The 13,935-nt window shown below is 61.8% G+C and carries 9 protein-coding genes and 1 tRNA gene; 6 read left to right on the top strand and 4 right to left on the bottom strand.

What is annotated here, in order from left to right:
- Nucleotides 1-767: 767 nt before the first annotated feature.
- Nucleotides 768-1,649 (bottom strand): hypothetical protein, encoded by an 882-nt coding sequence (locus tag JOZ06_RS05605; protein WP_293229770.1) that lies wholly within the window; start codon nucleotides 1,647-1,649, stop codon nucleotides 768-770.
- Nucleotides 1,650-1,846: 197 nt separating this feature from the next.
- On the opposite strand from JOZ06_RS05605, the gene JOZ06_RS05600 reads away from it, so the two are divergent.
- On the top strand, nucleotides 1,847-3,226 hold the full coding sequence (locus JOZ06_RS05600; protein ID WP_293229767.1) for an L-serine ammonia-lyase: 1,380 nt from the start codon (nucleotides 1,847-1,849) through the stop codon (nucleotides 3,224-3,226).
- On the opposite strand, the gene JOZ06_RS05595 is transcribed toward JOZ06_RS05600, so the two are convergent.
- A complete protein-coding gene (locus tag JOZ06_RS05595) occupies nucleotides 3,227-4,114 on the bottom strand; it encodes a DMT family transporter (protein WP_293229764.1) in 888 nt (295 codons plus the stop codon).
- Nucleotides 4,115-4,292: 178 nt separating this feature from the next.
- Here JOZ06_RS05595 and JOZ06_RS05590 point away from each other — a divergent pair, with 178 nt between their 5' ends.
- Nucleotides 4,293-6,326, top strand: a complete 2,034-nt coding sequence (locus tag JOZ06_RS05590; RefSeq protein WP_293229761.1) for a phosphocholine-specific phospholipase C — start codon at nucleotides 4,293-4,295, stop codon at nucleotides 6,324-6,326.
- A 162-nt stretch (nucleotides 6,327-6,488) separates the two neighbouring features.
- On the opposite strand, the gene JOZ06_RS05585 is transcribed toward JOZ06_RS05590, so the two are convergent.
- Entirely contained in the window at nucleotides 6,489-8,270 is a 1,782-nt protein-coding gene (locus tag JOZ06_RS05585) for an ABC transporter ATP-binding protein/permease (protein ID WP_293229758.1), read from the bottom strand.
- 389 nt (nucleotides 8,271-8,659) lie between these two features.
- On the opposite strand from JOZ06_RS05585, the gene JOZ06_RS05580 reads away from it, so the two are divergent.
- The gene (locus tag JOZ06_RS05580; protein WP_293229756.1) at nucleotides 8,660-9,883 is read left to right on the top strand and encodes an HD-GYP domain-containing protein; all 1,224 of its coding nucleotides are present in this window, start codon (nucleotides 8,660-8,662) and stop codon (nucleotides 9,881-9,883) included.
- 6 nt (nucleotides 9,884-9,889) lie between these two features.
- Here the strand turns inward: JOZ06_RS05580 and JOZ06_RS05575 are convergent, their stop codons facing one another.
- Complete coding sequence (locus tag JOZ06_RS05575; protein ID WP_293229753.1) at nucleotides 9,890-11,497, bottom strand: glycosyltransferase family 39 protein; 1,608 nt, start codon at nucleotides 11,495-11,497, stop codon at nucleotides 9,890-9,892.
- A 226-nt stretch (nucleotides 11,498-11,723) separates the two neighbouring features.
- Between JOZ06_RS05575 and JOZ06_RS05570 the strand changes: the two genes are divergently transcribed.
- The 3 genes from JOZ06_RS05570 to JOZ06_RS05560 all read left to right on the top strand — a co-directional run bounded on the left by JOZ06_RS05570 (nucleotide 11,724) and on the right by JOZ06_RS05560 (nucleotide 13,465).
- Nucleotides 11,724-11,811: transfer RNA gene (locus tag JOZ06_RS05570), tRNA-Leu, on the top strand.
- Nucleotides 11,812-12,036: 225 nt separating this feature from the next.
- The gene (locus JOZ06_RS05565; protein ID WP_293229750.1) at nucleotides 12,037-12,714 is read left to right on the top strand and encodes a hypothetical protein; all 678 of its coding nucleotides are present in this window, start codon (nucleotides 12,037-12,039) and stop codon (nucleotides 12,712-12,714) included.
- Nucleotides 12,698-13,465 (top strand): Fic family protein, encoded by a 768-nt coding sequence (locus JOZ06_RS05560; RefSeq protein WP_293229747.1) that lies wholly within the window; start codon nucleotides 12,698-12,700, stop codon nucleotides 13,463-13,465. Before JOZ06_RS05565 ends, JOZ06_RS05560 begins: the two co-directional genes overlap by 17 nt.
- Nucleotides 13,466-13,935: the final 470 nt, after the last annotated feature.

Below are 13,935 nucleotides of genomic sequence, written 5' to 3'. Positions count from 1 at the left end.
GACGCGGTGAGCTCTTTTGTCTTCATCCGCGCCGGTTGGGCTTGCCAAGGGACAAACCATCAATGACTCGGGTACCAGCGAGACCCGAGGGCGTTTCACAACCGGAACCCACCGCCCGCTCCCGCGCGGCGGATTCCAACTCCCAACAACAACGGACCATCCATGAGCTGGATGGGGGCTGCGTGAATGACGACAGTCCTGTCTTCATTCAACACCGGAAAACGCGATCTGTAAGCCTTGAATTATCTGTTCGCTTAGTTCGGTCATGCACGCCATGTTACCGGGCGAATATTGCATGACCGCGACGAACCGTTCGGCGACAGGCCGTGAGCCGGCTGATTCCGAGAGAAAAGAATGGGAAATGGCTGAGCGGGAAAATAAAAGAGACCCGAACCAACAATTCCACCACGCTCATCTGGCGGAATCGGTCGTTCCGGTCAGATGAGCTTCGGCGTACTTAACCTGTTCACCAATCGCATGGCGACTACCCCGCAAGCGGCGGGGTTGGCGGTGTTCGCGTAAAAGTCAAAAGTCATCATGGGGCGCGATGCTAGACCACAAATCTGCTCGGTGCAAGACGAAATACGCAATAAAAAAGCAGCTTTTTTTGCGAGAGCGCGCAAAGCACGCTATATGGTGATTTGAGCAGAAAACGCTTAAGAAAAAGCGTGGTATTTTTACCGCACTTTTCGGACGTTTTTAGCCGGGCGCGGCGGCAAGGTATGCACGCTGCAACACGCGCCACTACTGGGTTTTTGCATATATTACTATTTGCCTATATTCGGATCGGATAGCCAGTGCCGCGCCAGGCTTTGCCACCCGGTCCGCCGCGGCGCCAGCGCCTGGTCGGCCTGCTGGATCAGCGGTTCGATTCGCCGGCCTTGTTGGCTTGCCCACCGCGCTTGAGCGCGCGCCAGCGCCTGGGCCGGCGCGCTTGCCTGGAAACGGACGAAAGCCGGCAGATCCGCTTGGTATTGCTGACCGAGGCGGTCGAGCGCCGGGCCGTTTTGCAAAGCCAGCCAGTCGAGGATGACGCCTTCGATCGCGGCATGGGGCGCGCGCGTATTCAGTCCGGTCGACATGGCCAATAGACCGCGGCGTTGTTGCTGTACCGCGGGTGGGGGCATCTGATCGCGGCTGAACGAAATCGGCGTCGATATGAGGCGGCTCAAGCCGTTGGCTGCCAAGTCGTCCAGTGCGTGGCTGAAGCGCAGGTAGCGTTGGCCGGCCGGCGTGCGCCAATAGGTCAACAGGCTGTCCGCGTCTTGTTGGCTCAGCGTGCCGCTCAGCGTGGTTTCGAACTCGGCGGTCATGTCGGCGGGACGCAGCGCGGCGAATACCTGGCGCACCGCCGGGCGAATGTCGGCGCCAAGCCGGGTGGACAGCGCTTTGATGCCCTCGGGGCCGAGACGTCCATCCGGATCGAGCGCGCGCAGATTTTGCCGCACCAGCACCGCCACGGCGCTTTGCTCCGCCGTGTTCAGCTCTGCTTGGCTCAGCCGGCCGGCGCCATAGGTTTGCGCCAGCGCATGCACGGCCGACGCGGCGGGTGGCGGCGCGGAGGCGTCGGCGGCCTGCGCATAAAGCGGCAACAGGTTCAGCGTGGCAATGAGCAGCGCGGCGCACAGCCGGACGGGACGGGTGGGCATGGCGAAATATTCCATCTAATGATGCTATGCGGGCAACTTACCAGAAAGCGGCTCATTGCGTCGCTTGGCGATTGGCGATTGTTTGACAGCGCGATGCGAAGTGAATAGATTCCGAGGACCTTACCCGTGGCGGGCGCACCCCGTTTCCGCCGCAGACGGAACTATCATTCAAATAAGAGCAAACAAGAGTAGAAACCATGGCTATCAGTGTGTTCGATTTGTTCAAGGTGGGGATTGGCCCGTCCAGTTCCCATACCGTCGGCCCGATGCGTGCCGCCTGCCGTTTTGCCAACTGCCTGAGAAATCGCGATCTGCTCAAGGACGTCGTCGCGGTCAAGAGCGAGCTGTTCGGCTCGCTCGGCGCCACTGGCCGCGGCCACGGCTCGGACGTTGCCGTGCTGCTGGGGTTGGAAGGCGAGGAGCCCGATACCGTCGATACCGACAGCGTGCAGCCGCGCGTGGCGGCCATCCGCGAGCATAAGCAATTGACGCTGCTGGGCGAGCATCCGGTCGCCTTCGACGAGAAGGCGCATTTGATTCTCTACCGGCGCGAAACCTTGCCCTACCATCCGAACGGCATGCGTTTCACCGCCTATGACGCCGCCGGCAACGAGCTGTTCGTGCGGATTTACTATTCGGTCGGCGGCGGTTTCGTGGTCAACGAGGAGGCCGCCGGGGCCAACCGCATTGCGCCCGACACCACCGCGCTGCCGTACCGTTTTCACAGCGCCAAGGAGCTGTTGACGCTATGCCGCGAGCAGGGTTGGAGCATTAGCCGGCTGATGCTGGAAAACGAAAAGGTCTGGCGCAGCGAGGACGAGGTGCGGGCCGGGCTTCTGCGCATTTGGGAAGTGATGCAGGCCTGTGTCCGCCGGGGTTCGGAGCGCGAGGGCACGATGCCGGGCGGGCTGCACGTCAAGCGCCGCGCCGCCGAGCTGTACCGCAAGCTGATCAGCCGCCCCGAGGCCGGGCTCAAAGACCCGCTGACGGTCTTGGACTGGGTGTCGTTCTACGCGCTGGCGGTGAACGAGGAAAACGCCAGCGGCGGCCGGGTGGTTACCGCGCCGACCAACGGCGCGGCCGGCATCATTCCGGCGGTGCTGCACTATTACACCCGCTTTTACCCCGGCGCCAATGAGGAGGGTGTAGTGCGCTTTCTGCTGACCGCCGGCGCCATCGGCATCCTTTATAAAGAGAACGCGTCGATCTCCGGCGCCGAGGTCGGCTGCCAGGGCGAGGTGGGCGTGGCGTGCTCGATGGCCGCCGGCGCCCTGGCCGAGGTCATGGGCGGCAATATCGAACAGGTGGAAAACGCCGCGGAAATCGGCATGGAGCACAACCTGGGCCTGACTTGCGATCCGATCGGCGGTTTGGTGCAGGTGCCGTGCATCGAGCGCAACGCCATGGCGTCGGTCAAGGCGGTCAACGCCGCGCGCATGGCGCTGTTCGGCGATGGCCACCACTTCGTCTCGCTCGACAAGGTGATCCGCACCATGCGCGAGACCGGCGCCGACATGAAGGACAAATACAAGGAAACCTCGCGCGGTGGCCTGGCGGTCAACGTGATCGAGTGCTGATCAGGCGGTGCGGGCGGTTGGCGCGCGGGCGCGCGCCAACGCCAGGCCCGCCGCCGCCGACAACACCAGCGCGCTGCCGGCCAGCGCGCTCGGGCTTAACGATTCGCCCAGAAACGCGAGCCCGAGGCTGACAGTGATCACCGGCTCCAAGGTCGACAGCACCGAGGCCAGCGTCGGGCCGACGTGGCGCAAGCCGATCAAAAAGGCCGAGTTGGCCAAGGCCGAGCTGAAACAGGCCAGCGCCACCAGCGCGCCCCAGCCGGTCGGGCTCGACGGCAGCGTCAAGTGCAGGCCGGCGGCGATCAGACTATCGATCACCGCGGCGCTGACGATCACCACCCAGGCAGCGCCGAGCGGGTGCACGCCTTGGCCGAAACGGCTGTTGCACAGAATATAAATGGCGTAGAGCAAGCCGGAGAGCAGCGCAAGCACGATGCCCATGGGGCTACCGGCATGCAGCGACTGGCCCAACAACAGATACAGTCCCACGGCACAGGCGGCGAGCGCCACGGTTTCGGCGCGGCCGAAGCGGTCGAGCCCCAGCAGTGCGCCCAGCACCGCCACCATCACCGGGTAAACGTAAACCAGCAATGCCACCAAGCCGCTGCTGGCGTAATGCAGCGCCGAGAAATACGTCCACGCCATCGAGGCGAACAGTGCGCCGAGCCCGGCGAACCCCCACAGATCCTTGCCACGCGGCAGCGCGATGCGCTGGCGCCGTACCCAAACGCCCAGCACCACGGCGGCCAGCGTGAAGCGCAGCGCTAGCAGCGACGTGGTATCGACGCCATCGGCATAGGCCAGACGCGCAAACAGCGCCATGCTGCCGTAACCGCAGGCGGCGAGAACGATCCAGAGCAGACCGAGGCGTTTGGATTGCTTGGGCATGTGTTAACCATTCATCATTTTGTATAGGAAGTGTATCGGTCTCGCCCGGCGCTGACAATCGTTGCGCCGCTGCACGCGATCGCGCCGCGTAAACTGGCCGGTCGGTCCTAGCCGCCATCTCCGCCGTGATCTTTCATTGATCGGTAGTTCATCGATTGTGATAAGGATGGGGAAGAGGATGGCAACAGACCGACGCGGGTTTCTCACCGGCATGGCGGCGATGATGGGCGCGAGCGCGCTGCAGCGGACGCTAAGCGCGCCGATCTTGCGCGCGCTGTCGTTGCCGGGCGCCAGCCGCTATGGCGACTTGCGCGATATCGAGCACATCGTGATCTTCATGCAGGAAAACCGGTCGTTCGACCATTATTTCGGCACGCTGCGCGGCGTGCGCGGCTTTGGCGACCCGCGCCCCATCCCGCTGCCCAGCGGCAAGTCGGTGTTCCATCAGCCGTGGCTCGGCGGCAGCGAGGTGCTGCCGTTTCATTTCGATAGCCGCCAAAGCGGCGCCTTGTGCCAGCAAAGCCTGGATCACAGCTGGAAAGGCTCGCAAATCGTTTGGCGCAACCACGATGCCTGGGCTTGGCTGAAAACGCCGCTGTGCATGGGCTACTTCATGCGCCAGGACATCCCGTTCTACTACGCGCTGGCCGACGCCTTCACCTTGTGCGACGGCTATCACGCCTCGATGCAGGGGCCGACCGATCCTAACCGGCTGTATTTGTTTTCCGGTACCAGCGGCCAGACGGTGACCAACGTCGACGACGGCAACTGGACCGCCGATATGGCCAACGATTCGCCGCTGTTCTCGGGCTATCGCTGGACCGCCACGGCCGAACGCCTGACGCGGGCCGGCATCCGCTGGCAGGTCTATCAGGAGTACGACAACTACGGCGACAACGCGCTGGCCTATTTCAAGGCGTTTCGCAAGCTGGACCGGCAGAGCGACGCCTGGCGCCGCGCGCGTTCCATCGTGCCCGGTTCGACCCGCGACAACGCCGTCGCGTCCGATGGCCGCTATCTGGTGCAGGCGTTCGCCCGCGACGTGCAGAGCGGACAGCTGCCGCAGGTGTCGTGGATCGTCGCGCCGCAACGGCTGTGCGAGCATCCGGCCAATTCGCCGGCGCTGGGCGAATGGCTGACGGCGCGGCTGTTGGCTGCATTGGTCGCCAACCCCGCGGTGTGGGCGCGCACGGCGTTTTTCATCACTTACGACGAAAACGACGGCTTCTTCGACCACATGCCCTGCCCGGTGCCGGCGCTCCACGCCGGGCAAGGGCAAAGCACGGTCAGCGTCGGCGGCGAGCGCTACCTGGGTACCCCGATCGGTCTGGGCGTGCGCGTGCCGATGCTGGTGGTGTCGCCATGGAGCAAGGGCGGCTGGGTGTGCTCGGAGCAATTCGACCATACCTCGGTGTTGCGCTTGATCGAGCGGCGCTTCGGCATCGAGGAAAGCAATATTTCCCCCTGGCGGCGTACGGTGACGGGCGACTTGACCTCGGCCTTCGATTTTTCGCACACCGACCTGTCCTGGCCGAGTCTGCCCGATCCCGCCGACTATCAGTCCAGCGCCGCGGCGTCGTGCCGTTTGCCGGCGCCGTCGACGCCAAGTCAGCCGTCGATGCCGCGGCAGGAGCCCGGGCGGCGGCTATCGCGCGCGCTGCCTTACCGGCTGGCGTGCCATGGCGTTGCCGCCGACGCGGGGCGGTCGCTGACGCTCGATTTCATCAATCACGGCGACACCGGCGCGAGCATGATCGTCTACGCGCCCAGCCGGGTGGACGGGCCGTGGCACTACACGCTGGGGCCGCGCACCAAGCTGACGGACACCTGGCATCAGGATGACGATTACTGGTATGGGGTGCATGGGCCGAACGGCTTCGTGCGCGAGTTTGCCGGCGACGTCGGCGATCCGCTGCTCGAACTGCGCGTGCATGAGGACCCGCTTTTACGCATGTTGCGGCTGGTGTTGATCCATCACAGCGGCACGCCGTGCACGGTGGTGATCGCCGCCGCGGGCGACGCGGGGCCGCCGCGCCGGGTGGCGCTGGCCGAGCGCGCGTGGCGCGAAGTGCATTGGGACGTGCGCGGCCGCGACGATTGGTACGATTTGAGTTTGAGTCTGGTGGAACGGCCACGCTGGCACCGGCGGTTGGCCGGCCGGGTGGAAACCGGCCGGCACGGCCTCAGCGATCCGGGGGTGAACGGCGGTTGACGGTGGCTTAGAACCTCTAACAGAACACATTCCGTGGTTGGGTAGCGTGCGTTCGCGAAGCAACGCACGGCCTGAGGACTCGCTCAAGACGTGCATTGCCTGCGGCGAATGCGCGCTACAAAACCTGAGCGGATGCCTGGCTGGTGCTTTTGTTAGAGATTCTTATGCCCCCGCCAACGCCCACTGACCTTCGCCCTCCAGCGTCAGTTGGCGCGGATGGTGACGCAGCAGCGTGCTGCGATGGCCGACGCTGACCAGCACCGCCTGCGGCAGACGCTCGCGCAGCATGCTGTAGAGCGCCTGTTCCAGTTCCTCGTCCATGGCCGAGGTGGCTTCGTCGAGGAAGGCCGCTTGCGGCTTGCCGACCAGGAGCCGGCCGAAGGCCAGGCGTTGCTGTTCGCCCAGCGACAGGATGTGCGTCCAGTCGGCCGGTTCGTCCAGCCGCTCTGCCAGATAGCCGAGCTGCACGTCGGCCAGCGCTTGGCGCGCCGCCGCGTCGTCGGCCACGGCCGGGTGCGGGTAGTACAGCGCGTCGCGCAACGTGCCCAGCGGCAGATACGGCCGCTGCGACAAGAACATCACCCGTTCTTCCGGCCGTACCACCTGGCCGTCGCAATAGGGCCACAGCCCGGCCATGGCGCGCAACAGCGTGGTTTTGCCGACGCCCGAGCGGCCGCGGATCAGCAACGGTTCGCCGGCATGCACCTCCAGCACGGCATCGGCGACCAGCGGCCGTCCGTCCGGGCGGCGCACGGTCAAGTGTTCGAGCGCCACGCGCGCGCCGTCGGTGCGGCGTTGCGGCACCGGCAGCGCATTGGCCTGATCGATGGCTTGGTCGAAACCGGACAGACGGTTCAGCACCGCGCGGTACGAAGCGAAATCGTCATAGGCCTGACGGAAGAACGACAGGTTGTCGTGCAAGCTGCCGAATACCTGCGCGGTCTGCATGATGTCGCCGAGCGTGATCTGTTTGGCGAAGAAACGCTTGGCTTGGATGATGAACGGAAACACCACCGCCGTTTGACTGATGACGAAGTTGAAGCCTTGGAATTTCAACGACCGGTAGACGATCTGCCAGGCGTTGGCGATGACCGCGCCGAACCGGCTGCGCAGCAGTGCGCCCTCGACGCGCTCGCCGCAGTAGAACGCCATGTTCTCGGCGTATTCGCGCACCCGCACCAGCGCGTAGCGGTAGTCGGCGTTCAGTTGCTCGTTGAGGAAGTTAAGCCGGATCAGCGGCCGGCCGATGCGGAAGGCGAACAGCGTGGCGATCAGCACGTAGATGAAGATGGCGAACACCATGCCGCGCGGAATTTGATAGCCGAACAGCGGCAAGACGCCGGACAGTCCCCACAGCAGCAGGGTATAGGCGACGATCGACACCAGCGCGTTGACCACGCCCATCGATAGCGACAGCGACGCCGACACCAGGCTGGCGATATCTTGCTGCAAACGCTGATCGGGGTTGTCGGCCGGGTTGTCCAGATATTGGCTGCGGTAATACGCCTGGCGGTCGAGCCAGCGGGACAGCAGGTGCTCGTTCAGCCACTCTCGCCAATGAATGCTGAAGGCTTGATTGACGAAGAATTCCAGCAGACTGCGCACCACGTGCAGCGCGGCCAGCGCGCTGAATACCAGCATCTCGCGCCAGAACGCCGAGACGTTCAGCTGTTGCAGCGCGGTATAGAAACCGTTGTACCAATTGGAGAACAGCACATTGAGCCGCACCGACATCAACGTCAGCAGCAGGATCAGCGCCAAAACGGCCAAGACGCGCGGGTGGCGCCGGGGCGAAAAATACGGGCCGGTCAATTTCCAGAACTGCCTGCCCCACTGTGTGGTGCGTTTCAGCAACAGTACGCCGATCGTGCACAGCACGATCACCATCACATAGGTTTTGAGCAGCCAAAGGCCGCTGGCAAGCAACTCCTGACGCCAATCCATCGTGTCCCTTTCTTATTTTGGGTGCTTATTACGCATGGACGGTGATATTAGCATAGCGATTGTCATGGTTAGGCAGGACTTTACCGAAAAACGTTTGTATTAAATAATTCCTGCCTTTAAAGCGTTGTTTGCCAATAGTATGTGTCTTCTTTAATAATCTGTTGGCAATGACAAGGGATTCCTTAGCGTTCGCTGTTATACGAGCGCGTTTGATTTGCGGACGAAGTCGCAGCAGAATGTTATTTAACTTTATGAAATGATTGCGGTAGGATCGTGGCTTCGTCAGGTGTCAGGCAGATGTAAGATAGACGTAAGGTAAGCTCACGGTGGTCCGGAAATTCGGAAATGCGGTTGTTCCTTTGTCCAACTTCTAACCGGCGTCGGTCAAGATGATTAAGAAAATCCCCGTTGAGCGACTACGCCCGGGCATGTTTCTGCATAACCTCAACGCAGGATGGATGTCGCATCCATTCCTGCGCAATCGCTTCCTGGTGACGGAAGAGTGCATGATCGAGCGGATCATCGCCGCCGGCATCCATGAGCTGTACATCGACACCTCGCGCGGTTTGGACGACAAGGACGCGCCCACCGAGGCCGAGGTCAATGCACAGCTGATGGAAGAGATGCAAGCGGCGGTGCATAGCGAGACGCCGTACCGCTGCACCACCGTGGCCGAGGAATTGCCCAACGCGCGCCGGCTGCGCGCCCGCGCCACCCGCATCATCCGTTCGGTGATGCACGACGCCAAGATGGGCAAGGCCATCAACCTGGAAGAAATCGACTCGCTGGTCAGCGAAATCATCGAAAGTATTTTGCGCAACGACAGCGCCTTGCTGCTGCTGTTGCGCGTGCGTGCGCAAAACGACTACACGTTGGTGCACTCGGTGGCGGTCAGCGCCATGATGATCACCCTGTGCTATACCCTGAGCTGCGACCGCGCCATGCTGCACCAGGCCGGGGTCGCCGGACTGTTGCACGACATCGGCAAGGTGCGCGTGCCGGTGGAGATTCTCAATAAGCCCGGCCGGTATTCCGAGTACGAGTACGAGGTGATGAAACGCCACCCCAAGCACGGACTGGAAATTCTGCAAGGGGTGGAGGGCATGCCGCACGAGGCGCTGGACGTGGCGCTCAATCACCATGAGCGCCTGGACGGCAGCGGCTATCCGCATGGCCAGGGCTGCGAGACCATCAGCCGCATGGCGCGCATGGCCGCCATCGCCGACGTCTACGACGCCATCACCTCCGATCGCTGCTATCACACCGCCATGCCGCCCACCGCCGCCCTGAAAAAAATGTGGGAGTGGAGCCGGCATCACTTCGACCCTTCGCTGATGCGCGCCTTCATGACCGCGATCGGCATTTATCCGGTCGGCACGCTGGTCAAATTGGAGAGCGGCCGCATCGCCGTGGTGGTTGAGCCGCACGAGAGCGAAGTGCTCAAACCGAAAGTGCGCGCCTTTTTCTCCACCCGTTCCAACCTGCATATTCCCGCTCAATTAATCGATTTGTCGCGTCCGTTCGGCGCCGGCGGCGGCGACCGCATCATCGGCTACGAGGACCCGCGCAAATGGAACCTCGACCCGACCCGCTATCTCTCCGACGTCTCGTAACTCATTTCAATACCAATAGACCAAATAATGGGTCGGCACCGCCCGCGGGAACAGCCAGCCATGGCGCTCGACGCGGATGTCGACCGGGCGGTCGTTGCGGCCCTGGCGGCGCATCCATTCCGCCGCTTGTGCCTGACAGGTTGAGTCGTCCGGCGCGCACAGCAGCGCGCCCGGCTGATCGCGCCAGCCGAATACCGGCGTCACCCCGGCCGGCAGCCTGTCCGGCACGCCGGGCACCACCCGCACCGACGGGTCGGCGAAGAACGGCACAATGGCCACGTCGGGCCAACCGCCGCCGATCCAGACCGGCGGTTTGCCTGGGCGCGCCGCCAGGATGGCGCGCGCGGCGGCGGCGTCGTCACGGTAGTGGCACAGCGTGCCCGCATAGGCCTCGTAGCCTTTGAAACCCGCCGCCAGCAGCAGCAAACCCAGCCATACCGCTGGTAGCGCCCGCAGCAACTCGCGCGCGCGTTCGATTTGCCAGCCGTTGGCGCGCGTCAGCCAGAACAGCGGCAGCACGTAAGCCAGCGGTATCGCCCAGTGCAGCGCAATCTTCACATAACCGCACAGCGCGAACAGCGCGGTGATCGCCAGTGGCGACAAGGTCAGCCAGAAGAGCACGTCATTGCCGCCATCGCGCGGACGCAACGAGGCGCGTACGCGCTTGCCCAGCGTGCCCTTGAAGCCGGCGGCCAGTATCAGTCCCCAGGCCACGCCACCGTAGCTCAGCGGCGATAGTAGGAAACTCGCCAGATGCTTCCAGTCGACGTGGTGATCCGCTTTGCGGCCGACGTAATTCAGTGTCGAGTCGCCATGGTGCAGCACCCATAGCGCATGCGGCCAAAGGCAGAGCGCGAAGGCGGCGAGCGCGAGCCACGGCGCCGGTGTGCCGAGCCAGCGGCGGCCGACGCGGGTGGCCAGCGCGGCGATCAGCATGCTGGCCAGCAGCACGCCGGTGTAGTACTTGCCCAGCATGCCCAGCGCGCCTAAGATCCCCAGCCCAACGGCATACCCGCCGTGCCCGCCCCGTAGCGAGCGCACGAACATCAGCGTCAGCCAAGGCCAGATCGGCAGCAGGATGCTATTGGCGTTGAACTTGAACGCCAGCGTGCTGAACGGCAGCGTGAGGCTCAACGCCATCAACATCAGCGCGCGGCGGTCGTCCGGGATGAATTCGCCGGCCAGACGCAGCACGCCGAAGGTGCCGATCAGCATGCCGAGGCTCGACAACAGAAAGAATGCCCACACCGTGTGCGGCATGACGGCGAACCACGCCTTGGCCACCCAGCCGGTCAGCGGCGGATGTTTGAAAGTGCCGAGTTCCCAGTAGGGGGTGAAGACATAGGCCTCGACCATGTCGCCGTAGGCGTCGAGATTGGTGAACGCCACCTGGCTGATCAGGTACCAGGCCACGACCGATAGCAGGCACAGCAGCGCCGGTTGCGCGATGAAGCGGTCCGCCAGCCGGCCAGTCCATGTCTCCCAGACCGTGCCGAAGCGCCGAGGCGCATGGCGCAAACGGCAGGGCAGCGTATGACTGCCTGGCGTATGGCAGCCGCAAGGCCGGTCGGGGTTGTGGTAAGGCAGCGTGTGTTGAGCGGTCGGCGGTGTCATGGCTTGATGTTTGTTTTGTTTTGTGGGAAATATTCCCGCGTTTAAATATTACGATCTGATATAAAGGATGGCAAGGCTTGCCGCCAAGCTTGTCTGCTCCTTGCTTAACATTTGCACAAGAATGCAACAAACACCGTCACCGACACGCCGACTTGCCAGCAGGGGGCTTGGGCACATACAATCGCCAGTCTCTTCGCTTGCCAGCGCTCATCCGCTGGCGTCGCCCGCCCGGGTGGTGAAATGGTAGACACAGCGGACTTAAAATCCGCCGGGGGGAAACTCCTGTACCGGTTCGAGTCCGGTTCCGGGCACCAAATCCTGCTTCTGAAATCCTCCTAGCCGCATTACCTGGGCATTGAGCATGCGTTATCAAATCGCCGGAGAGGTGCCCTCAGCTTGTGCGCAAGTCTCTGTTTATGACAAATTATGCCGTTTGTGCGGCAATGTATGTACGGATAAGTGTTTGCTGTATAACGGAAAAATTGAGTTTTGCATAGTTGGCTGTTAAAATCGGAGAGGGTGGGTAACAGGAGTTCATCGTGAAGCTTGAAGATCGGGTGCGGCAGTCGATCAGGCGTCGTGCGAGTGTAGTGGTATTGCGTTCGGACGTTGCGGCTTTGGGCAGTCCAACCCAGGTAACACATGCTTTGGATGCGTTGCTCCGTAGCGGTGAGCTTCTTCGCTTGGCGACTGGAATCTATGTTAAGTCGAAGCGCGAGGCGGGTGGCGGGGTGGTTGGGCCTCAAGCGGGGTTTGAGGTCATTATCCGCGAGGTCGCTCAGAAGTTAGGGCTCGTGCTGCATGAAGTGCTTCCTCCTTATGCTTCTGAGGTAGCTGGCGAGGGTGCATTGGTGATCGAGACTGAAACGCCGCGCGTTTCGCGCACGCTGGTCATCGAAGGGATACGCGTTCATTTCCGTAGCTATCGGCGTAGACGTCGAGATGCCAAGGGACAGCAGCCGTTGGCGATTCCGACAGTGGGTGTCGCTCATTTTGTGCAAAAGTTGGCTCAGCGGTACGCGGTGACCTACGCCAGCAATCCCATGGATCAGTGGGCTGAGTCGGCGACACGCTTAGCTGGAGACGAGGTGACGTCGGATAGCACGGAGGATCTCCTGATCGCATTGAAACGTGCGGGCAAGTTATCAAAGGAAGAGGTCGCGACGCTAGCGGTCAATTATTTGCGGGAGCGGAGACGGCATGTTCGATCCGTTTAAGGATTTTGACCAAGTAGGCTATCTGCGAAACCGGTTTGAAGAAAAAGACCCGGAAATCATTCGTGAGCTTGAGCACACGATGTTTCGTGCAGGGTTGGATGAAGCTTTGACCTATGTGGCAAAGCGCAAAACGCTCGTTTATGGCGATTTCCTCGCCGTGCATCGCCTTCTGTTCTTTGCGTTCTATCCATGGGCCGGCCAGGATCGTGCGGCTACGGTGCCTAACAGCGCGGTGTCCAAAGGCAGCACAATGTTTTGTCATCCTCTCGATGCACGGCGCGCCGTGGAGCAGGGGTTGCGTATCGGGCAAGACAAGGCGGCGCTGCGACAGCGCCCGGGCGAGGTTATGGGCTGGTTCGCCTATGGTCATCCCTTCCTTGATGGAAACGGGCGGACGATGCTGATCATCCATAGTGAGCTTTGCCATCGGGCGGGCTTCTGTATCGAATGGCAGCATACGAGCAAGGACGACTATCTGACGGCGCTGAGTGCTGAAATTTCTTCCCCCGGCCAAGGTCATTTAGACTGTTATCTTCGTCCTTTCATTGGGGCTTCGCGCGGTCGGGGTTTATGGGGCAGCGCTATCGATGGCATTCAAGGATTGGATGGACGCAGTATTCAGAATACCGTGGAGGGCGAGTATTCCGATGCGCGCGTACAGCAGAAATACCAAGCGTTTGAGATGAACCGGGCTCGCGCCGCTGCGGACCCTCGCCAATGTGCTGGTCGAGCAGAATGGCATTCTGAGTAATAGGAACAGGCGAGCGGTTGTGGCGACAACGATTGATCGCTGATTGCAAATGCCGGCCTCGGTTCGAGTCCGGTTCCGGCGCCAAGAACACTTCCCGCACGTGATGCGTTCGCAAAGCAACCTATCCGAATCTTCCCAATAGATAGCCGCGGGTTGTCGCTGCGAGCCGAACCCTCTCTACGCTAAGTGCAAGCACAGTCTCCCGGAACGGGGTGGCGTTCTGGCGTCGTGTGGCCTGAATGCTTTGAGCGATGCAAAATCAATATTTACTTCGTATTAAAAATTATGTTAGGATCGTATTTGTAAGTTTAGTTAATCAAACTAGATTGAAATTGTTTCTATTCTCTCTTGTGCTGATTGATTTTGCTATCAAACAATTAATCTTTTGATTTAAAAAAGAAAATGCACGGTTTGTGTGTTTTCGTGTCTTCGTTCCCGCAAATGATGAGGCTGACGCTTATATCGGGCTG

The sequence above is a fragment of the Paludibacterium sp. genome (genome assembly GCF_019232825.1).
Lineage (GTDB): Bacteria > Pseudomonadota > Gammaproteobacteria > Burkholderiales > Chromobacteriaceae > Paludibacterium.
Note: the sequence above shows the minus strand (reverse complement) of the source record. Positions and strands in the feature narration are given on the sequence as shown.

Coding starts and splice junctions, on each gene's coding strand:
- JOZ06_RS05595 (WP_293229764.1), bottom strand. CDS start 4,114: ATGCCCAAGCAATCCAAACGCCTCGGTCTGCTCTGGATCGTTCTCGCC.
- JOZ06_RS05600 (WP_293229767.1), top strand. CDS start 1,847: ATGGCTATCAGTGTGTTCGATTTGTTCAAGGTGGGGATTGGCCCGTCC.
- JOZ06_RS05605 (WP_293229770.1), bottom strand. CDS start 1,649: ATGCCCACCCGTCCCGTCCGGCTGTGCGCCGCGCTGCTCATTGCCACG.
- JOZ06_RS05560 (WP_293229747.1), top strand. CDS start 12,698: ATGTTCGATCCGTTTAAGGATTTTGACCAAGTAGGCTATCTGCGAAAC.
- JOZ06_RS05590 (WP_293229761.1), top strand. CDS start 4,293: ATGGCAACAGACCGACGCGGGTTTCTCACCGGCATGGCGGCGATGATG.
- JOZ06_RS05575 (WP_293229753.1), bottom strand. CDS start 11,497: ATGACACCGCCGACCGCTCAACACACGCTGCCTTACCACAACCCCGAC.
- JOZ06_RS05585 (WP_293229758.1), bottom strand. CDS start 8,270: ATGGATTGGCGTCAGGAGTTGCTTGCCAGCGGCCTTTGGCTGCTCAAA.
- JOZ06_RS05580 (WP_293229756.1), top strand. CDS start 8,660: ATGATTAAGAAAATCCCCGTTGAGCGACTACGCCCGGGCATGTTTCTG.